Raw genomic sequence first — 19340 nt, forward strand, 5'->3', positions numbered from 1 at the left:
TATGACACAAGAGAACAATGAACAAAGAATAGACCTGACGGCTTTTGCCGAGCGTATCAACGAGTTGCGCCAGCAGATCTCGCAGGTCATCGTCGGACAGGATGAGGCTGTGACACTGTTGCTGACAGCCATTCTGGCCAATGGCCATGTGCTGATAGAGGGTGTGCCCGGTGTGGCCAAGACGCTGCTGGCCCGCTTGGTGTCTAAGTTGATAGACGCCCGCTTCAGTCGTGTGCAGTTCACGCCCGACCTGATGCCTAGCGATGTGCTGGGCACCAACGTGTTCAACATGAAGACGTCTGAGTTCGACTTCCACGCCGGTCCTGTGTTTGCCGACGTGGTGCTGGTGGACGAGATCAACCGTGCGCCCGCCAAGACGCAGGCCGCCCTCTTCGAGGTGATGGAGGAACGACAGGTCACCATCGACGGTGAGACCCACCAGATGGGACAGTTTTATACCATCCTGGCTACGCAAAACCCTGTGGAACAGGAAGGTACTTATAAACTGCCCGAGGCACAGACCGACCGCTTCATGATGAAGCTGACCATGGGCTATCCCTCGATAGACGAGGAGGTGGCCATCCTTCAGCGTCATCATGAGAACACTCGACTGACCTCGCTCGACGAGGTGAAGCCCGTGCTGACCAAAGACGAACTGATAGAACTGCGACAGATGTTGCAACAGGTGTTTGTGGATCCTGTGTTGCTGCGCTACATCGCTGGCATCGTGCAACAGACGCGCGAGAGCAAGGCGGTGTTCCTCGGTGCCTCACCCCGTGCATCGGTGGCCATCCTGCAGGCCTCTAAGGCCCATGCCCTGTTGGAGGGACGCGACTTCGTGGCCCCCGACGATGTGCGCTTTGTGGTGCCCAGCGTGCTGCAGCACCGCATCATCCTCACGGCCGAGGCCGAGATGGAGGGCATCACCCCCTTGAAAGCCATCCATCGTCTGATGGAGAAAGTGGAGGTTCCTAAATAAATAATAAGGTAAAGGGAAAGATGTTTCTGACTCGTCGCTTCTATCTGCTGATGACAGTCGTCATCCTGCTGACGGCTGCTGGCTTTGCCATCGCGCCTTTGTTCGTGGTGGGCAGGGTCTTGTTGCTGCTGCTCTCCATCGTTGTGGCTGCCGATGTGTGGCTGCTGTGGAGCCGACGGGGCATCACGGCCATGCGACTGATGTCGGAACGTTTTTCTAATGGCGATGACAATGATGTGCGCATCCGCCTGGAGAGCAACTATGGCTTCCCTGTGGATGTCGAGGTCATCGACGAGATACCGTTCGTCTTCCAGCGGCGCAACGTGAGTTTTCGCGCGGCATTACCTGCCAAGGGCGAGGCCACAGTGAAGTATCAGTTGCGCCCCACGCATCGAGGCGTCTATGGTTTCGGTCGCGTGCGTGTCTTCGCTGCCACCCGTCTGGCCCTGGTGCAGCGCCGCTATACCTGCGATGAGGCTCGTGATGTGAAGGTCTATCCCTCGTATATGATGCTGCGCCAGTACGAACTGCTGGCCATCAGCAACAACCTCACGGAGATGGGCATCAAGCGCATTCGCCGCATTGGTCATAACACGGACTTCGATCAGATCAAAGATTATGTTGTGGGCGATGACTATCGCACCATCAACTGGCGCGCCACAGCCCGCCGCCACCAACTGATGGTGAACGTCTATCAGGAGGAGCGGGCTCAGCATGTGTATGCCATCATCGACAAAGGGCGCATGATGCAACAGGCCTTTCAGGATATGACGCTGCTCGACTATGCCATCAATGCCTCGCTGGTGCTGTCGTTTGTAGCAGTCAACAAGCAGGATAAGGCGGGACTCATCACCTTTGCCGACCAGTTTGAGACCTTCGTGCCGGCCTCCAACCAGCCCGGCCACATGCAGACCATGCAGGAGACACTCTATGCCGAGCAGACCGTCTTTGGCGAGACCGACTATTCGGCGCTGCTCGTGGGACTGGCCAAGCACGTGAACCGTCGTTCGCTGCTGGTGCTCTTCACCTCGTTCACCTCGATGGCTGCCCTTCGCCGCCAGCTACCGTTCCTGCGCCAGTTGGCCCTTCGCCACCGTCTGCTTGTGGTGTTCTTTGCCGACGAAGAGCTCCGAGAATACGTCACCACCGAGGCGCGCACCGTGGAGTCGGTCTATCAGCATGTCATCGCCGAGAAGTTCCAATACGAGCAGCGCACCATCGTGCAGACCTTGCGTCAGTACGGCATCCAGTCGCTGCTCACCACACCGAAAAATCTGTCGGTAGAGGTCATCAACAAATATCTGGAGATTAAGTCAAAGTTCTAAAACTTTTGCTCTTTATGCTCACTCCGCATCCGCTCTTTTTTCGCTATATAGCGGATGCTGATTTGCAAAACTGCCGCTTTTGCTTCGTTAAACAATAGCTATTGATGCGCAAAAGTGCCACTTTTGTCATGCAATACTAAAGGTTTTGGTGTCGTTCTAGGGGCTGGAATGGTCGTATCCAGGGGCTAGACCGACTCCATGCAGGGGCTAGATTGACCGCATCTAGGGGCTAGAATGCGCCATTCCAGGGGCTAGACCATTCACGAAAGTGCCACGATAGCTCGTAAAGAGTTGAAGTATTGATAGTTAAAACCAATACTCCTGTTGTATGAAACTCATACTTTCCTGACCCAGTATGGCTGAGCTTGCATCTGGGCTTCGACGGGGTAGGGAAGGACGTTTGCAAGGGCTGTTTGAGGCCAGTTTAGGCGCAGGAAGAATAGGAGCCAAAAAGACGTAACTATCACAAAAACAGCAAAAAACTCGCTAAAAGCTTGGCAGTTTCCGGGAAAAGTAGTACCTTTGCACCCGCATTTCGTGTGCACTATGCCCGAACTATGCGCTAATGTATAACATTTTAAACAATTAAAGTCAAAAAACAGTATGATTATTGTACCCGTAAAAGAAGGCGAAAACATTGAAAGAGCCCTCAAGAAGTTTAAGAGAAAGTTTGAGAAGACAGGTGTTGTTAAGGAGCTGCGTCGTCGTCAGCAGTTTGACAAGCCCTCTGTCCTGAAGCGCCTGAAGATGGAGCATGCCATCTACGTTCAGCAGCTTCGCACCAACGAGGAATAAAATTTTCTCTTGAAAATTTGGTAGTTTCATAAAATTTCCGTAAATTCGTTGCCGAAAACCACTATAAATGGTACTTTAAGCAACAGCAACGTGAAATGATTGACCTCTTCCTCAATTACTTGCGCTACGAACGGAATCGCAGTGAGCTGACCGTTCTGACGTATGAGAAAAGTCTAAAACACTTTGAAGCATACTTCAAGAGCAAGGAGGATAGTCTGGATTGGGTATCGGTGGATGCCGATGTGATCCGTTCTTGGATGGAAGACATGATGGACAGAGGCGACAAGGCTACAACTGTAGGCACCGGACTCTCAGCAGTTCGCTCGTTCTATAGGTTCGCCCTCGCCAGAGGATTGGTCAAGAAGGATCCCGCACATCAGGTGCAGGCACCCAAGAAGCAGAAGCCCTTACCACAATTCGTGAAAGAAGGGCAGATGGATGCACTATTGGATGCGGCCTGTGGAGATGATTATAAGACGGTACGTGCGCGTACCATTATTATATTACTCTATGAGGCGGGATTGCGAAGGGCGGAGTTGATAGGCCTGGATGATGACGATGTGGATTTTGCTGCGATGCAGTTGAAAGTGACTGGTAAGCGCAATAAGCAACGTCTGATACCTTTCGGCGAAGAGATGGCCGCACAGTTGAAAAACTATATGGCCGTTCGCGACGAACAGGTGGATAAACAGTCTAAGGCTCTCTTTCTGGGACGAAATGGGAAGCGCATCTCTCAAACTACAGTATATAATATTGTGAGAGAACAGTTGCAACAGGTATCGACCCTGAAGAAACGCTCGCCGCATGTGCTACGTCACAGCTTCGCCACGGCTATGCTGAATCACGATGCCGGACTGGAAAGCGTCAGGAAGTTGCTGGGACATGAAAGCCTGGAGACAACCGAGATCTATACGCACACCACGTTTGAGCAGTTGAGGCGAATTTACAAAGAATCCCACCCTAGGGGTTGATCTTTATAGTTTAACTTTTAAAATAATAGGAGGTAACTATGGAAATTAAGATTCAGTCGATCCATTTCGACGCTACCGAGAAATTAGAGGCGTTTGTTGAGAAGAAAGTCGCCAAGTTAGAAAAGTCGTACGAAGATATTCAGAAAGTAGAGGTGCAATTAAAGGTCGTGAAGCCTGCAACCGCTCAAAATAAAGAAGCGAGCTTGTCAGTGGCTGTGCCTGGAAATACATTACATGTAGAGAAGGTGAGCGACACATTTGAAGAGAGTATAGACCTCTGCGTTGACACAATGAAGGTGCAACTGCAGAAATTCAAGGAAAAATTGAGAAATTACTAAAAAAAACTTGGAAAAGTTTTGGTAATTCAAAAATAAGTCGTAACTTTGCAGCCGTTTTCCAACAGGTCGTAAATCTGAAACGAGAGCGGCTGCTTTACAAAGCCTCTTTAGCTCAGTTGGCCAGAGCACGTGATTTGTAATCTCGGGGTCGTTGGTTCGAATCCGACAAGAGGCTCTACAAGAGTGAAAAGCAAGCGCTCGACAAGTTGGGACGCAAAGATTTTGGGTGTTTTCCAGAGTGGCCAAATGGGGCAGACTGTAAATCTGCTGTCTTTCGACTTCGGTGGTTCGAATCCATCAGCACCCACTCTCAAGAGATGTTTTTGCGGAAATAGCTCAGTTGATAGAGCACTAGCCTTCCAAGCTGGGGGTCGCGGGTTTGAGCCCCGTTTTCCGCTCTATAAACAAATGCTGTAATAGCTCAGTGGTAGAGCACTTCCTTGGTAAGGAAGAGGTCCTGAGTTCAACTCTCAGTTACAGCTCTCTCGAGGAAATAAGGAGGAGCAAAAACATAGTAATTAAATCAATATTAATAAAACAACAAAACAATGGCAAAAGAGACATTTGTGCGCACCAAACCGCACGTAAACATTGGTACTATTGGTCACGTTGACCACGGTAAGACTACTCTGACCGCTGCTATTACAACTGTACTGGCTAAGGCTGGTCTTTCTGAGGTTAAGTCTTTCGACCAGATCGACAATGCTCCCGAGGAGAAGGAGCGTGGTATCACTATCAACACTGCACACGTAGAGTACGAGACTGCTACTCGTCACTATGCACACGTTGACTGCCCAGGACACGCTGACTACGTTAAGAACATGGTAACTGGTGCTGCTCAGATGGACGGTGCTATCCTTGTTGTAGCTGCTACCGACGGTCCTATGCCTCAGACTCGTGAGCACGTTCTGCTCGCTCGTCAGGTAAACGTTCCCCGTCTGGTTGTATTCCTGAACAAGTGTGATATGGTTGAGGATGAGGAAATGCTGGAGCTCGTTGAGATGGAGGTTCAGGAGATCCTTTCTCAGTACGAGTTCGAGGACGAGACTCCTATCATCCGCGGTTCTGCTCTTGGTGCACTGAACGGTGTTGCTAAGTGGGAAGAGAAGGTAATGGAGCTGATGAACACCTGTGACACTTGGATCCAGGAGCCTCCTCGTGCTACCGATAAGCCTTTCTTGATGCCTGTTGAGGACGTATTCTCAATCACTGGCCGTGGTACTGTTGCTACTGGTCGTATCGAGACTGGTGTTATCCACGTTGGTGACGCTGTTGAGCTGCTCGGTCTTGGTGAGGATAAGAACTCAGTTGTAACTGGTGTTGAGATGTTCCGCAAGCTCCTCGATGAGGGTCAGGCTGGTGATAACGTAGGTCTGCTTCTCCGTGGTATCGATAAGAATGAGATCAAGCGTGGTATGGTTCTCTGCCATCCCGGACAGATCAAGCCTTTCAAGAAGTTTAAGGCTTCTATCTACGTTCTGAAGAAGGAAGAGGGTGGTCGTCACACTCCATTCGGAAACAAGTATCGTCCTCAGTTCTACCTCCGTACTATGGACTGCACCGGTGAGATTCACCTCCCCGAGGGTGTTGAGATGGTAATGCCTGGTGATAACGTTGAGATCACCGTTGAGCTCATCTACGCCGTAGCACTGAACAAGGGTCTGCGTTTCGCTATCCGCGAGGGTGGTCGTACCGTAGGTTCTGGTCAGATCACAGAGGTCTTCGAAGACTAATTCTAGATCATAGGTCATTCGGCTTGCCGATGATGCCTATACACTAGATAATATAACAAGCCCCCGCTCAAGGGTGGGGGCTTACTTACGGGAATAGCTCAGTTGGTAGAGCATCGGTCTCCAAAACCGAGGGTCGTGGGTTCGAGTCCTCCTTCCCGTGCGAAATAGAATAAGAAGATGAATATTATTAAGAAGTTCTTTACATACTGCCAGACTTGCTACAATGAGTTGGCACATCAAGTTACCTGGCCCTCACGTCAGGAACTTACTGGTAGTGCAGTACTCGTTCTTACCGCATCGTTGATTATCGCATTGGTAGTCCTGGCTATGGATAAGATCTGGGGACTGGTGACCGACGTTCTTTACATGGGAATTTAATTGAAAGATGGCTGATACAGGAAAAAAATGGTATGTTCTGAAGGCCGTCAGCGGTAAAGAAGCTAAGGTCAAAGAGTATCTGGAGGCATTGATGAAGAATGATCAAACTCTGGCTAACAATGTTGGTCAGATTTTGTTGCCTACCGAAAAATATGCTCAGCTTCGTAACGGCAAACGTGTTGTCAAGGAGAAACTGTTCCTCCCTGGCTATGTTTTGGTTGAAGCTCGCCTTGATGGTGAGACAGCCCACACTCTGCGTTTCATCCCTAATGTGCTTGGCTTCTTAGGTGGTATGGATAACCCAAGCCCCGTACGCCAGGCTGATATTAACCGCATTCTCGGTACTGTTGAAGAGACTGCTATCCGCACGGAAGAGGTTGCAGTGCCTTACATGGTCGACGAGGCTGTGAAGGTGACAGATGGACCTTTCAGTGGTTTCAGCGGTGTTATCGAGGAGGTTAATGCCGAAAAGCGTAAGCTGAAGGTGATGGTTAAGATCTTCGGTCGTAAGACACCTTTGGAACTCGCATTCAATCAAGTAGAAAAAGAATAGGGCACAATTGTTACGATGTGTCTGTTCTAGTATACGGTCACAGGAGGCTTCCACTCCTTGGCTTATATGACAATCAATAATAATAATAAACAGAAATGGCTAAAGAAGTTGCTGGATTAATCAAATTACAGATTAAAGGTGGCGCTGCGAATCCCTCGCCTCCCGTAGGACCTGCACTGGGTTCAAAGGGTATTAACATCATGGGATTCTGCAAAGAGTTCAACGCCAGAACCCAGGATAAGGCAGGAAAGATTCTTCCTGTTGTTATCACATACTATGCTGACAAGTCATTCAGTTTCGTCATCAAGACTCCTCCCGCTGCTGTTCAGCTGATGGAGGCTGCCAAGGTAAAGGGTGGTTCTTCTGAACCTAACCGTAAGAAGGTAGCTACCGTTACATGGGATCAGGTACGCGCTATCGCAGAGGATAAGATGGCTGACCTCAACTGTTTCACAATTGAGTCTGCTATGAAACTGATTGCTGGTACAGCTCGTAGCATGGGTATCACTGTACAAGGGGAGTTCCCTGGTAAATAACAATAACTTCAATTTTTAGAACAATGAGTAAACTGACAAAAAATCAAAAGTTGGTAGCTGATAAGATTGAAGCAGGGAAAGCATACTCTCTCAAAGAGGCCGCTACACTGGTTAAGGAAATCACCACAACCAAGTTTGAGGCTTCAGTAGATATCGATGTACGCTTGGGCGTTGATCCACGTAAGGCTAACCAGATGGTTCGTGGTGTTGTTTCACTGCCGAACGGTACTGGTAAGGTAACACGTGTACTCGCTCTCTGTACTCCTGATCAGGAGGCTGCCGCTAAGGAAGCTGGTGCCGACTATGTTGGTCTCGACGAGTATATCGAGAAGATCAAAGGTGGTTGGACTGATGTTGATGTGATTATCACAATGCCCTCATGCATGGGTAAGTTGGGCCCCTTGGGTCGTGTACTCGGTCCTCGTGGCTTGATGCCTAACCCAAAGAGTGGCACTGTTACTATGGACGTTGCTAAGGCAGTGAAGGAAGTAAAGCAGGGTAAGATTGACTTTAAGGTTGATAAGGCTGGTATTGTACACACCTCAATCGGTAAGGTTAGCTTCACTGCTGATCAGATCTATGAGAATGCTAAGGAGTTTATCTCTACCATTATCAAGCTGAAGCCCGCTGCCGCTAAGGGTACATACATGAAGAGTATCTTTATTTCAAGCACTATGAGTAAGGGTATCAAGATAGATCCTAAATCAGTTGAATAACTCGTTAAAAGTTTAGTAAAATGAAAAAGGAAGTAAAAGATACTATTATCGTAGAACTCGGAGAGCAGCTGAAGAAGTTCCCTCACTTCTATCTGGTTGACCTGACCGGACTGAATGCAGAGGCTACTAGCGACCTGCGTCGTAAGTGCTTCAAGAATGAGATTAAGCTTCTCGTTGTGAAGAACACTCTTCTCCACAAGGCTTTCGAAGCTTCAGAAATCGATTTCTCACCTCTTTACGAGTGCTTGAAGGGCAATACCGCCGTAATGTTCTGCAATACGGCTAATGTACCTGCTAAGCTTATCAAGGAATATAAGAAGGAAGGTATCCCTGCATTGAAGGGTGCTTATGCCGAGGAGAGCATCTTCGTTGGTGCTGACAAACTTGACGAGCTTGTTGCTATCAAGAGCAAGAACGAACTTATCGCCGAAGTTGTGGCTCTGCTGCAGTCGCCGATCAAGAATGTTGTTTCTGGCCTCAATGCCGGTGGCAAGATCCACGGCCTGCTTGACGCTGTCGCTGAGCGTAACAAATAAGCGAAAAAGTAATTTCATTCACATTAAAAACAATTAAAATTTTAAATAAAATGGCAGATATCAAAGCTATTGCAGAAGAGTTGGTAAACCTTACTGTAAAAGAAGTTAACGAGTTGGCAACAGTCCTGAAGGACGAGTATGGAATTGAGCCTGCTGCTGCAGCCGTTGCTGTAGCTGCTGGTCCCGCTGCTGGTGGCGCTGCTCCCGCAGCTGAGGAGAAGACCTCTTTCGATGTAATCCTGAAGGAGGCTGGCGCTGCTAAGTTGCAGGTTGTAAAGGCTGTTAAGGAAGCTTGCGGCCTGGGCCTGAAAGAGGCTAAGGACCTGGTAGACGGTGCTCCTGCTACTGTAAAGGAAGGCCTGTCTAAGGAAGAGGCTGAGAACCTGAAGAAGGCTATCGAGGCTGCTGGTGCCGTAGTTGAGCTGAAGTAATTTTAAGCACAACAATATTTTATGGTTAGGGACTCTCAAGTAGAGGGTTCCTAGCCTTTTCTTGTCTTTTTATAGATCCGGTTTGACCGGAGACTCCGGAATCTCCGGCTTTATAGAATCATTACATTATCATATGACATCGAAAGTAATAGACAACAGAGTAAACTTTGGTAGCGTCAAGAATCCTATGCCGCTGCCGGATTTCCTCGATGTGCAATTAAAGTCTTTCAAAGACTTCCTGCAGTTAGACACTCCGCCTGAGGAACGCAAGAACGACGGTTTGTATAAGGTGTTCGCAGAGAACTTCCCTATCACTGATACTCGTAATAATTTCGTCCTTGAGTTCTTGGATTACTATATCGACCCACCTCGCTACACCATCGACGAGTGTTTGGAGCGTGGTCTGACCTATAGTGTACCCTTGAAGGCCAAGCTGAAGTTGTACTGCACGGACCCCGATCACGAGGATTTCGGAACAGTGATCCAGGATGTGTTCCTCGGTCCTATTCCTTATATGACTGCTAACGGCACATTTGTGATAAATGGTGCCGAGCGCGTTGTCGTTTCACAGTTGCACCGTTCTCCCGGCGTGTTCTTCGGTCAGAACGTGCATGCAAACGGCACCTTGCTGTACTCAGCTCGTATCATCCCATTCAAGGGATCTTGGATTGAGTTCGCTACCGACATCAACAATGTGATGTATGCGTACATCGATCGTAAGAAGAAGTTGCCTGTTACTACTCTGCTGCGTGCCATCGGTTATGAGACCGATAAGGACATCCTGCAGATTTTCGACCTCGCCGAGGAGGTGAAGGTCAATAAGACAGCTCTGAAGAAGGTAGTTGGCTGCAAGCTGGCTGCACGTGTGCTGAAGAGCTGGAACGAGGACTTCGTAGATGAGGATACCGGTGAGGTTGTATCAATCGAGCGTAACGAGGTGATCATGGATCGTGAGACCGAGATCACTGAGGACAACTTGATTGACATCCTGGAGAGTGGTGCTCAGACGATTCTGGTTCACAAGGACGAGAATACGGCTCAGGACTTCTCTATCATCTTCAATACGTTGGCTAAGGACCCCTCAAACTCAGAGAAAGAGGCTGTGCTCTACATCTATCGTCAGTTGCGTAATGCTGACCCTGCTGATGATGCCAGTGCTCGTGAGGTGATTCAGAACCTGTTCTTCTCTGACAAGCGTTATGACTTGGGTGATGTGGGTCGCTACAGAATCAATAAGAAGTTGGGACTGGACACCGACATGGATGTTCGTGTGCTGACTAAAGAAGATATTATCGAGATTATCAAATATCTCATCCAGCTGATCAACTCTAAGGCTGCTGTCGATGATATTGACCACCTGTCAAACCGTCGCGTACGCACCGTTGGTGAACAGCTGTCTAACCAGTTCTCGATTGGTTTGGCACGTATGAGCCGCACCATTCGTGAGCGCATGAACGTACGTGACAATGAGGTGTTCACACCTACCGACCTGATCAACGCCAAGACAATCTCTAGCGTGATCAACTCATTCTTCGGTACCAACCCACTGTCACAGTTCATGGACCAGACCAACCCTCTGGCAGAGGTTACTCACAAGCGTCGTCTCTCGGCCCTCGGTCCTGGCGGTCTGTCTCGTGAGCGTGCCGGCTTTGAGGTGCGTGACGTACACTACACTCACTACGGTCGTCTGTGTCCTATTGAGAGCCCTGAAGGACCAAACATCGGTCTGATTTCTTCGCTCTGTGTATATGCTAAGATCAATGAGCTGGGCTTTATCCAGACTCCTTACCGTAAGGTGGAGAATGGTGTCGCCAACTTGAATAATGATGATATCGTATTCCTGACCGCTGAGGAGGAGGAGAACTTTATCATTGGTCAGGGTAATGCACCTCTGAACGATGATGGTACCTTCATCCGTCCTGTCGTTAAGTGTCGTCAGGATGCCGACTTCCCCGTTGTTCCTCCCTCAGAGGTGAACCTGATGGATGTATCTCCTCAGCAGATTGCCTCTATCGCTGCATCTCTGATTCCTTTCTTGGAGCACGACGATGCTCACCGTGCACTGATGGGATCTAACATGATGCGCCAGGCTGTGCCTCTGCTTCACAACGAGGCTCCTATCGTAGGTACCGGTATTGAGAAGCAGGTATGTGAGGACTCTCGCACCATGGTAACTGCCGAGGGCGACGGTGTGATTGAGTATGTTGATGCTACCACCATCCGCATCCTGTACGATCGTACGGAGGATGAGGAGTTCGTAAGCTTCGAGCCTGCGCTGAAGGAATACCGCATCGCTAAGTTCCGTCGTACCAACCAGAACATGACCATCGACCTGCGTCCTATCTGTAACAAGGGCCAGCGCGTGAAGAAGGGTGATATCCTGACTGAGGGTTATGCTACTGAGAATGGTGAGCTGGCACTGGGTCGCAACCTGTTGGTGGCTTACATGCCTTGGAAGGGTTACAACTATGAGGATGCTATCGTACTGAACGAGCGTATCGTTCGTGAGGATGTGCTGACCTCTGTTCACGTGGATGAGTACTCTCTCGACGTGCGTGAGACCAAGCGTGGTATGGAGGAGTTCACTTCTGATATTCCTAACGTCAGCGAGGAAGCTACGAAGGACCTCGACGACAATGGTGTGATCCGCGTTGGTGCTCGCGTAGAGCCAGGCGATATCCTGATTGGTAAGATTTCACCTAAGGGTGAGAGCGATCCTTCACCTGAGGAGAAGCTGCTTCGTGCCATCTTCGGTGATAAGGCTGGCGATGTGAAGGACTCTTCACTGAAGGCTAACCCCTCATTGACAGGTGTCGTTATCGATAAGAAGTTGTTTGCACGTGCTATCAAGACTCGTCAGACCAAGATGCAGGACAAGCAGATCCTGGCTAAGATCGACGAGGAGTACGAGGCAAAGGTTGAGGACCTGAAGGATATCCTGGTTGACAAACTGCTGGAGCTGACCAAGGGCAGAACTTCACAGGGTGTGAAGGACTACACTGGTGCAGAGATTATCTCTAAGGGCTCTAAGTTCACCATGACAAACCTGAAGAACCTGGAGTATGGTGACGTGCAGACCAGCAACTGGACAAATGATGAGCACAAGAACACACTGATTGCTCAGCTCATCATCAACTATATGAAGAAGTACAAGCTGCTTGATGCAGAGATGAAGCGTAAGAAGTTCGCTATCACCATCGGTGACGAGCTGCCTTCAGGCATCCTGCAGATGGCTAAGGTATATGTAGCTAAGAAACGTAAGATTGGTGTGGGTGATAAGCTGGCCGGTCGTCACGGTAACAAAGGTATCGTGTCTAAGGTCGTTCGCCAGGAGGATATGCCATTCCTCGAGGATGGTCGTCCTGTTGACCTGGTGCTGAACCCTCTGGGTGTGCCTTCTCGTATGAACCTGGGTCAGATCTTCGAGGCTATCCTCGGTGCTGCCGGTAAGCGTCTGGGCGTGAAGTTCGCTACACCTATCTTCGACGGTGCTAAGCTGGAAGACCTGGCTGAATGGACCGACAAGGCAGGTCTGCCTCGTCTGTGCTCTACCCACCTGTATGATGGTGAGACCGGTGAGCGCTTCGACCAGCCCGCAACAGTAGGTATCACTTACTTCTTGAAACTCGGTCACATGGTAGAGGATAAGATGCACGCTCGTTCTATCGGCCCATACAGTCTTATCACGCAGCAGCCTCTCGGTGGTAAAGCACAGTTTGGTGGTCAGCGTTTCGGTGAGATGGAGGTTTGGGCACTGGAGGCCTTCGGTGCCAGCCATGTGCTTCAGGAGATTCTGACAATCAAGTCTGACGATACTGTTGGTCGTTCTAAGGCTTACGAGGCTATCGTGAAGGGTGAGCCTATGCCTACACCTGGTATTCCTGAGTCACTCAACGTGCTGTTGCACGAGTTGCGTGGTCTGGGACTCAGCGTAACCCTCGATTAAGTGAATTGATAATTGAAAATTGAAAATTGAAGATTTGAAATATGGCTTTCAAGAAAGATTCAAAGACAAAGAATAACTTCACCAAGATTACCATCGGATTGGCCTCTCCTGAGGAGATTCTCGAGAGTTCTTACGGTGAGGTTACCAAGCCTGAGACCATCAACTATCGTACCTATAAGCCCGAGCGCGACGGTCTGTTCTGTGAGCGTATCTTCGGTCCTACCAAGGACTATGAGTGCGCCTGCGGTAAGTACAAGCGTATCCGCTATAAGGGTATCGTCTGCGACCGATGCGGTGTTGAGGTTACCGAGAAGAAGGTACGTCGTGAGCGTAGCGGACATATCGAACTGGTAGTGCCCGTAGCTCATATCTGGTATTTCCGCAGCTTGCCTAACAAGATTGGCTATCTGCTGGGACTGCCTACAAAGAAGTTGGATGCTATCATCTACTACGAGCGCTACGTCGTTATCCAGCCTGGTGTGCTGGAGGGTCGTAAGGATGCAGAGGGTAATCCTCTGCTGGGCTCGCAGAAGTTTGACTTGCTCTCTGAAGAGGAGTATAACGATCTGCTCGACAATCAGCTGAGCGAGGAGAACTACTATCTGGACGACAGCGATCCTAACAAGTTCATCGCTAAGATGGGTGCAGAGGCCGTTTATGAACTGCTTCAGGGACTGGACCTCGACTCTCTGTCATATGAGCTGCGCGACCGCGCTAACACCGACTCTTCTCAGCAGCGTAAGAACGAGGCTCTGAAGCGTCTGCAGGTAGTAGAGGCTTTCCGTAACTCTGTAGAGAAGGGCATCAACCGTCCTGAGTGGATGATCATGAAGATTATCCCTGTGACACCTCCTGAGCTTCGTCCTCTGGTGCCCCTGGATGGTGGTCGCTTCGCTACTTCTGACCTGAACGACCTCTATCGTCGTGTCATCATCCGTAACAACCGTCTGAAGCGCCTGATGGAGATTCATGCTCCTGAGGTGATTCTGCGAAACGAGAAGCGTATGCTGCAGGAGGCTGTTGACTCGTTGTTCGACAACAGCCGTAAGTCTTCAGCTGTGAAGAGCGACAGCAATCGTCCTTTGAAGTCACTCTCTGACTCACTGAAGGGTAAGTCTGGACGTTTCCGTCAGAACTTGCTCGGTAAGCGTGTTGACTACTCAGCACGTTCGGTGATCGTCGTAGGTCCTGAGCTGAAGATGGGTGAGTGCGGTCTGCCTAAGTTGATGGCTGCCGAGCTCTATAAGCCATTCATCATCCGTAAGCTCATCGAGCGCGGTATCGTGAAGACGGTGAAGAGCGCTAAGAAGATCGTAGATCGTCGTGAGCCTGTGATCTGGGATATCCTGGAGAACGTGATGAAGGGTCACCCCGTACTGCTGAACCGTGCACCAACACTGCACCGTCTGGGTATCCAGGCATTCCAGCCTAAGCTGATCGAGGGTAAGGCTATCCAGCTGCACCCACTGGCATGTACGGCGTTCAACGCTGACTTCGACGGTGACCAGATGGCTGTTCACCTCCCCTTGTCAAACGAGGCTATCCTCGAGGCTCAGCTGCTGATGCTGCAGAGCCATAACATCCTGAACCCTGCCAATGGTGCTCCTATCACCGTGCCTTCACAGGATATGGTGCTTGGTCTGTACTATATCACCAAGATTCGTCCAGGTGCTAAGGGTGAGGGCCTCTCATTCTATGGTGCTGAGGAGGCTATCATTGCTCACAATGAAGGAAAGTGTGACCTCCACGCTCAGGTGAAGGTAATCGTTGACGATGTGGTTGACGGTATCAAGGTTCGTCACCAGGTCGAGACCTCTGTAGGTCGTGTGATCGTTAATGGTATCATCCCTGACGAGGTTGGTTTCGTAAATAAGGTTATCTCTAAGAAGTCTCTGCGCGACATCATTGCTGATGTTATCAAAAACGTAGGTTTCGCCGAGGCTTGCGAGTTCCTCGATGGTATTAAGAACCTGGGTTACCGTATGGCATACCTGGCTGGTCTGTCGTTCAACCTTGATGATATTATCATTCCTAAGGAGAAGGCTGACCTGATTGCTAAGGGTAATGAAGAGGTACAGCAGATTACCGACAACTATAACATGGGCTTCATTACTGATAACGAGCGTTATAATCAGGTTATTGATACTTGGACACACGTTAATAATGATATCGGTAACATCCTGATGAAGGAGATGACCGAGGCCGACCAGGGCTTCAACGCTGTATTCATGATGCTTGACTCTGGTGCTCGTGGTAGTAAGGACCAGATTAAACAGCTCTCTGGTATCCGTGGTCTGATGGCTAAGCCTCAGAAGGCAGGTGCCGAGGGACACCAGATTATTGAGAACCCAATTCTGTCTAACTTTAAGGAGGGTATGTCTGTGCTGGAGTACTTCATCTCTACGCACGGTGCTCGTAAGGGTCTGGCTGATACGGCCATGAAGACGGCCGACGCCGGTTACCTGACACGTCGTCTGGTTGACGTTTCACATGACGTGATCATCAACGAGGAAGACTGTGGCACGCTCCGTGGACTGGTTTGCACAGCGCTGAAGAGCGGTGACGAGGTGATTTCTTCTCTCTCTGAGCGTATCCTGGGTCGTGTGTCTGTACACGATGTGATCAATCCTAAGACTGGTGAGGTCATCGTTCCTGCTGGTGAGGAAATCACCGAGGCTATCGCTGACGAGATTGAGAAGTCTGAGATTGAGAGCGTTGAGATCCGTTCGGTTCTGACCTGTGAGTCTAAGAAGGGTGTCTGCATGAAGTGTTACGGACGTAACCTCGCTACCCGTCGTATGGTTCAGAAGGGTGAGGCTGTCGGTGTTATCGCTGCACAGGCTATCGGTGAGCCAGGTACACAGCTGACTCTGCGTACGTTCCACGCCGGTGGTGTGGCTGCCAACGCAGCTGCCAACGCCAGCATCGTATCTAAGTACGAGAGCGCACGCATCGAAATGGAAGAGGTTCGTACCGTACCATTCGATGAGGACGGACGTGAGTGCGAGATGGTAGTGAGCCGTCTGGGTGAACTGCGTTTCGTAGATCCAAATACAAAGATTGTTCTCTCTACCGTGAACGTTCCTTACGGTTCTTCACTGTACTTCAAAAATGGCGACGTGGTTGCCAAGGGCGACAAGATCGCTCAGTGGGACCCATTCAACGCCGTTATCGTAACTGAGTACACTGGTACACTGAGATTCAATGATGTCATCGAGGGTGTTACTTTCCGTGCCGAGACCGACGAAACAACCGGTTTGACCGAGAAGATCGTGACCGAGTCTAAGGATAAGACGAAGGTACCTACCTGTGATGTACTGGATGTTAATGGTGAGAAGATTGGTACTTATAACTTCCCTGTGGGTGGCCACGTGGTTGTTGAGGATGGTCAGACCGTGAAGACTGGTGAGACCCTCGTGAAGATTCCTCGTGCTGCTGCTAAGGGTGGTGATATTACCGCCGGTCTACCTCGTGTTACTGAGCTCTTCGAGGCTCGTAACCCATCTAACCCTGCTGTCGTATCAGAAATCGATGGTGAGGTCACCATGGGTAAGGTAAAGCGTGGTAACCGTGAGATCATCGTTACTTCTAAGTCTGGCGACCAGCGCAAGTACTTGGTATCTCTGTCTAAGCAGATCCTGGTACAGGAGCACGATGCCGTTCGTGCTGGTACTCCTCTCTCTGACGGTGCTATCACTCCTAGCGATATCCTCGCTATTAAGGGTCCCACCGCTGTACAGGAGTATATCGTTAACGAGGTACAGGACGTTTACCGTCTGCAGGGTATCAAGATCAACGATAAGCACTTCGAGATTATCGTACGTCAGATGATGCGTAAGGTACAGATCAACGATCCCGGTGATACTTCATTCCTCGAGTCTGATATCATCGATAAGCTCGACTTCGCTGAGGAGAACGATCGTATCTGGGGTAAGAAGGTTGTCGTTGACGCCGGTGACTCAGAGAACCTGCAGAAGGGACAGATTGTTACAGCTCGTCGTCTGCGTGACGAGAATACTTCTCTGAAACGTCGTGACCTGCGTACCGTTCAGGTGCGTGACGCTGTGCCCGCTACTTCTACTCAGATCCTGCAGGGTATCACACGTGCAGCCCTCCAGACCAAGTCGTTCATGTCGGCTGCATCGTTCCAGGAAACCACGAAGGTTCTGAATGAGGCTGCTATCCGCGGTAAGCAGGACTTCCTCGAGGGTATGAAGGAGAACGTAATTTGCGGTCACCTGATTCCTGCCGGTACTGGTCTGCGCGAGTTCGAGAAGATCATCGTTGGCTCTAAGGAAGACTATGAGCGCATGCAGGCTAACCGCAAGAATGTGCTTGACTTCGTTGAAGAGGCAGTACTTGACGAGAAGTAATTTGTATTAAACGAATATACTAATAGATAAAAAGCCGAAAGTTTTTGTACTTTCGGCTTTTTTGTTTATATTTGCAGGCAATTAATCATTTAATACCAATAAATATGAACGAAAACGATCAGAAGCAACCTGGACTTCAAGTAGAACTGTTGCCAGAAAAGGCACAAGGAGAATATGCAAACTTTGCCATCATAACTCATTCTTCTTCAGAATTTGTCGTTGACTTTGCACGTATGCTGCCAGGATTAACCAAGGCACAGGTGCGTAGCCGTGTGATCTTAGCACCAGAACATGCAAAACGTCTGCTGGGTGCACTGCAGGAGAATATCATGCGCTATGAAAAGACCTTCGGACCCATCAAGATGCCTGAGCAATCAGGACCACGCACCATTGCACCATTCAATGCCGGTAAGGGCGAGGCTTAACCTGTTCTTATATTAATTTCTTAAGCAGTTTATATCCCAAAATGAAGTTCGTTTTGGGATATAAATTGTTAAAAACCTTATTTTTTGTTAAACTTACTCTTTTTGGAGGATATTCTTTTCTTATAAATTAGGTGGATTGGGGAAAATGTCGTACCTTTGCACCCCGAAATGTCCCTGCGATTAACGAGGGGATATTGTGACGTATAGAATATATACAATATAAATATATAAATAAAAACAAAAAATTAAAGTAATTATGCCTACAATTTCACAATTGGTTCGCAAAGGCAGAAAGGAAATCGTTGACAAGTCAAAGTCACCTGCTCTGGACAACTGTCCTCAGCGTCGTGGTGTCTGCGTACGTGTCTACACGACCACTCCTAAGAAGCCTAATTCGGCTATGCGTAAGGTAGCCCGTGTTCGTTTGACTAACCAGAAGGAAGTCAACAGTTACATTCCCGGAGAAGGACACAACCTGCAGGAGCACTCTATCGTGCTGGTGCGTGGTGGTCGTGTAAAGGACCTTCCTGGTGTACGTTATCACATCGTTCGTGGTACTCTGGATACCGCCGGTGTAGCAAACCGCACGCAGCGTCGTTCTAAGTACGGTGCTAAGCGTCCTAAGGCCAAGAAGTAATAGCTAACCGGTGAAGGTTAGAAGGCCAAACAACAAAAAGAAACAAACCCGTTTTGCTGGAGAATTGTTAATAGACAGGTTGAGTAAATGCCCGAGAGCGTGGCGTTGAAGAACAGACAAAGAACAGCCCCAAGCAGACAAAAAGAACAAAACAACAAAATGAGAAAAGCAAAACCAAAGAAGCGCGTGATCCTTCCCGATCCCGTGTTCAACGACCAGAAGGTCTCAAAGTTTGTGAATCATCTGATGTTCGACGGTAAGAAGTCGAAGTCTTATGAGATTTTCTACAACTCTCTGGAGATTGTAAAGGACAAGATGAAGGATGCAGAGAAGGCTCCCCTGGAAATCTGGAAGCAGGCTCTGGACAACATCACTCCTCAGGTAGAGGTTAAGAGCCGCCGTATCGGTGGTGCTACTTTCCAGGTTCCTACCGAGATTCGTCCCGACCGTAAGGAGAGCATCTCAATGAAGAATATGATCCAGTTCGCTCGCAAGCGTAGCGGTAAGTCTATGTCTGACAAGCTCGCTGCTGAGATTATGGACGCATTCAACAACCAGGGTGGTGCCTTCAAGCGTAAGGAAGATATGCACCGCATGGCAGAGGCTAACCGTGCATTCGCACACTTCCGCTTCTAATAAAGTATCAAGGTATAATAGTAAAAAGGTAA

The 19340-nt window shown here is 49.3% G+C and carries 17 protein-coding genes and 5 tRNA genes; all 22 read left to right on the plus strand.

From position 1 onward, the window contains the following. The first annotated feature begins 1 nt into the window (after position 1). Complete coding sequence (locus tag T496_RS0100195) at positions 2–979, plus strand: AAA family ATPase (RefSeq protein ID WP_027448952.1); 978 nt, start codon at positions 2–4, stop codon at positions 977–979. A gap of 20 nt (positions 980–999) precedes the next feature. Next, positions 1000–2304, plus strand: a complete 1305-nt coding sequence (locus tag T496_RS0100200) for a DUF58 domain-containing protein (RefSeq protein WP_027448953.1) — start codon at positions 1000–1002, stop codon at positions 2302–2304. Between the two features lie 603 nt (positions 2305–2907). After that, positions 2908–3099, plus strand: a complete 192-nt coding sequence (rpsU, locus tag T496_RS0100210; RefSeq protein ID WP_027448954.1) for a 30S ribosomal protein S21 — start codon at positions 2908–2910, stop codon at positions 3097–3099. A 95-nt stretch (positions 3100–3194) separates the two neighbouring features. Then, the gene (locus T496_RS0100215) at positions 3195–4070 is read left to right on the plus strand and encodes a tyrosine-type recombinase/integrase (RefSeq protein ID WP_027448955.1); all 876 of its coding nucleotides are present in this window, start codon (positions 3195–3197) and stop codon (positions 4068–4070) included. Between the two features lie 38 nt (positions 4071–4108). Then, entirely contained in the window at positions 4109–4408 is a 300-nt protein-coding gene (gene hpf, locus T496_RS0100220) for a ribosome hibernation-promoting factor, HPF/YfiA family (protein WP_027448956.1), read from the plus strand. Between the two features lie 101 nt (positions 4409–4509). Further along, a tRNA-Thr gene (locus T496_RS0100225) sits at positions 4510–4583 on the plus strand. A gap of 49 nt (positions 4584–4632) precedes the next feature. Continuing rightward, positions 4633–4715: transfer RNA gene (locus T496_RS0100230), tRNA-Tyr, on the plus strand. An 18-nt stretch (positions 4716–4733) separates the two neighbouring features. Further along, positions 4734–4806, plus strand: a tRNA-Gly gene (locus tag T496_RS0100235). 12 nt (positions 4807–4818) lie between these two features. Beyond that, a tRNA-Thr gene (locus T496_RS0100240) sits at positions 4819–4890 on the plus strand. A 66-nt stretch (positions 4891–4956) separates the two neighbouring features. Next, positions 4957–6141, plus strand: coding sequence for an elongation factor Tu (gene tuf, locus T496_RS0100245; RefSeq protein WP_027448957.1), 1185 nt, complete (start codon positions 4957–4959; stop codon positions 6139–6141). Between the two features lie 87 nt (positions 6142–6228). After that, positions 6229–6301, plus strand: a tRNA-Trp gene (locus T496_RS0100250). A 23-nt stretch (positions 6302–6324) separates the two neighbouring features. Then, positions 6325–6519, plus strand: coding sequence for a preprotein translocase subunit SecE (gene secE, locus T496_RS13035; RefSeq protein WP_044109409.1), 195 nt, complete (start codon positions 6325–6327; stop codon positions 6517–6519). Positions 6520–6526: 7 nt separating this feature from the next. Beyond that, complete coding sequence (gene nusG / locus T496_RS0100255; protein WP_027448958.1) at positions 6527–7072, plus strand: transcription termination/antitermination protein NusG; 546 nt, start codon at positions 6527–6529, stop codon at positions 7070–7072. Positions 7073–7167: 95 nt separating this feature from the next. Next, a complete protein-coding gene (gene rplK / locus T496_RS0100260) occupies positions 7168–7608 on the plus strand; it encodes a 50S ribosomal protein L11 (RefSeq protein ID WP_027448959.1) in 441 nt (146 codons plus the stop codon). Positions 7609–7631: 23 nt separating this feature from the next. Further along, positions 7632–8324 carry a 50S ribosomal protein L1 gene (rplA, locus tag T496_RS0100265; RefSeq protein WP_027448960.1) on the plus strand — a complete coding sequence of 231 codons (693 nt, stop codon included), beginning with the start codon at positions 7632–7634 and terminating at the stop codon, positions 8322–8324. Positions 8325–8344: 20 nt separating this feature from the next. Next, positions 8345–8860 (plus strand): 50S ribosomal protein L10, encoded by a 516-nt coding sequence (gene rplJ / locus T496_RS0100270; protein WP_027448961.1) that lies wholly within the window; start codon positions 8345–8347, stop codon positions 8858–8860. Positions 8861–8910: 50 nt separating this feature from the next. Continuing rightward, on the plus strand, positions 8911–9291 hold the full coding sequence (rplL, locus tag T496_RS0100275; protein WP_027448962.1) for a 50S ribosomal protein L7/L12: 381 nt from the start codon (positions 8911–8913) through the stop codon (positions 9289–9291). Positions 9292–9424: 133 nt separating this feature from the next. Next, positions 9425–13237 carry a DNA-directed RNA polymerase subunit beta gene (rpoB, locus tag T496_RS0100280; protein WP_027448963.1) on the plus strand — a complete coding sequence of 1271 codons (3813 nt, stop codon included), beginning with the start codon at positions 9425–9427 and terminating at the stop codon, positions 13235–13237. A 41-nt stretch (positions 13238–13278) separates the two neighbouring features. Next, complete coding sequence (gene rpoC, locus T496_RS0100285) at positions 13279–17610, plus strand: DNA-directed RNA polymerase subunit beta' (RefSeq protein ID WP_027448964.1); 4332 nt, start codon at positions 13279–13281, stop codon at positions 17608–17610. A 104-nt stretch (positions 17611–17714) separates the two neighbouring features. Next, positions 17715–18035 (plus strand): DUF3467 domain-containing protein, encoded by a 321-nt coding sequence (locus tag T496_RS0100290; RefSeq protein ID WP_027448965.1) that lies wholly within the window; start codon positions 17715–17717, stop codon positions 18033–18035. 256 nt (positions 18036–18291) lie between these two features. Further along, a complete protein-coding gene (gene rpsL / locus T496_RS0100295) occupies positions 18292–18672 on the plus strand; it encodes a 30S ribosomal protein S12 (protein WP_027448966.1) in 381 nt (126 codons plus the stop codon). Positions 18673–18831: 159 nt separating this feature from the next. Beyond that, positions 18832–19308 (plus strand): 30S ribosomal protein S7, encoded by a 477-nt coding sequence (rpsG, locus tag T496_RS0100300; RefSeq protein WP_027448967.1) that lies wholly within the window; start codon positions 18832–18834, stop codon positions 19306–19308. Positions 19309–19340: the final 32 nt, after the last annotated feature.

This window comes from Xylanibacter brevis P6B11, from assembly GCF_000621825.1.
GTDB classification, from domain to species: Bacteria; Bacteroidota; Bacteroidia; order Bacteroidales; family Bacteroidaceae; genus Prevotella; species Prevotella brevis.

Excerpts from the sequence above, each read along its gene's own strand:
- T496_RS0100195 (WP_027448952.1), top strand. The coding sequence starts at position 2 with ATGACACAAGAGAACAATGAACAAAGAATAGACCTGACGGCTTTTGCC.
- T496_RS0100200 (WP_027448953.1), top strand. The coding sequence starts at position 1,000 with ATGTTTCTGACTCGTCGCTTCTATCTGCTGATGACAGTCGTCATCCTG.
- rpsU (WP_027448954.1), top strand. The coding sequence starts at position 2,908 with ATGATTATTGTACCCGTAAAAGAAGGCGAAAACATTGAAAGAGCCCTC.
- T496_RS0100215 (WP_027448955.1), top strand. The coding sequence starts at position 3,195 with ATGATTGACCTCTTCCTCAATTACTTGCGCTACGAACGGAATCGCAGT.
- hpf (WP_027448956.1), top strand. The coding sequence starts at position 4,109 with ATGGAAATTAAGATTCAGTCGATCCATTTCGACGCTACCGAGAAATTA.
- tuf (WP_027448957.1), top strand. The coding sequence starts at position 4,957 with ATGGCAAAAGAGACATTTGTGCGCACCAAACCGCACGTAAACATTGGT.
- nusG (WP_027448958.1), top strand. The coding sequence starts at position 6,527 with ATGGCTGATACAGGAAAAAAATGGTATGTTCTGAAGGCCGTCAGCGGT.
- rplK (WP_027448959.1), top strand. The coding sequence starts at position 7,168 with ATGGCTAAAGAAGTTGCTGGATTAATCAAATTACAGATTAAAGGTGGC.
- rplA (WP_027448960.1), top strand. The coding sequence starts at position 7,632 with ATGAGTAAACTGACAAAAAATCAAAAGTTGGTAGCTGATAAGATTGAA.
- rplJ (WP_027448961.1), top strand. The coding sequence starts at position 8,345 with ATGAAAAAGGAAGTAAAAGATACTATTATCGTAGAACTCGGAGAGCAG.
- rplL (WP_027448962.1), top strand. The coding sequence starts at position 8,911 with ATGGCAGATATCAAAGCTATTGCAGAAGAGTTGGTAAACCTTACTGTA.
- rpoB (WP_027448963.1), top strand. The coding sequence starts at position 9,425 with ATGACATCGAAAGTAATAGACAACAGAGTAAACTTTGGTAGCGTCAAG.
- rpoC (WP_027448964.1), top strand. The coding sequence starts at position 13,279 with ATGGCTTTCAAGAAAGATTCAAAGACAAAGAATAACTTCACCAAGATT.
- T496_RS0100290 (WP_027448965.1), top strand. The coding sequence starts at position 17,715 with ATGAACGAAAACGATCAGAAGCAACCTGGACTTCAAGTAGAACTGTTG.
- rpsL (WP_027448966.1), top strand. The coding sequence starts at position 18,292 with ATGCCTACAATTTCACAATTGGTTCGCAAAGGCAGAAAGGAAATCGTT.
- rpsG (WP_027448967.1), top strand. The coding sequence starts at position 18,832 with ATGAGAAAAGCAAAACCAAAGAAGCGCGTGATCCTTCCCGATCCCGTG.